Genomic DNA, 478 nt, shown 5'->3' with positions numbered 1-478 from the left:
GTTTCTGAACAAGGCCGACATGGTGGACGACGCCGAGTTGCTGGAACTGGTAGAAATGGAAGTGCGGGAGCTGCTTTCCAAGTACGAGTTTCCAGGCGATGACATTCCGGTGATTATCGGCTCCGCGCTCAAGGCCCTGGAAGGGGACCAGAGTGACATTGGCGAGCCGGCCATTTACCGGCTGGCCGAGGCAATGGATAGTTACATTCCGATGCCCGAGCGCCCCATTGACAAGCCTTTTCTGATGCCGATTGAAGACGTGTTTTCCATTTCAGGCCGGGGCACGGTGGTGACCGGGCGCATTGAGCGTGGGATAGTCAAGATAGGCGATGAAATTGAGATTATTGGCATACGTGATACAGCCAAGAGCATTGTCACCGGTGTTGAGATGTTCCGCAAGATTCTGGATCAGGGTCAGGCTGGGGACAACGTTGGTGTGTTGTTGCGCGGCACGAAGAAAGATGACGTAGAGCGTGGG

Annotated in this window: 1 protein-coding gene; it reads left to right on the top strand. The window is 55.0% G+C overall.

Translation table 11 applies throughout. The features are described 5' to 3' along the window. A partial coding sequence (locus tag HF921_RS13125) for an EF-Tu/IF-2/RF-3 family GTPase (RefSeq protein ID WP_264318212.1) occupies positions 1-478 on the top strand: 478 nt, incomplete at both ends.

The organism is Acidithiobacillus ferriphilus (genome assembly GCF_018854775.1).
GTDB classification, from domain to species: Bacteria; Pseudomonadota; Gammaproteobacteria; order Acidithiobacillales; family Acidithiobacillaceae; genus Acidithiobacillus; species Acidithiobacillus ferriphilus.
This window is presented reverse-complemented; position numbering and strand designations above follow the sequence as displayed.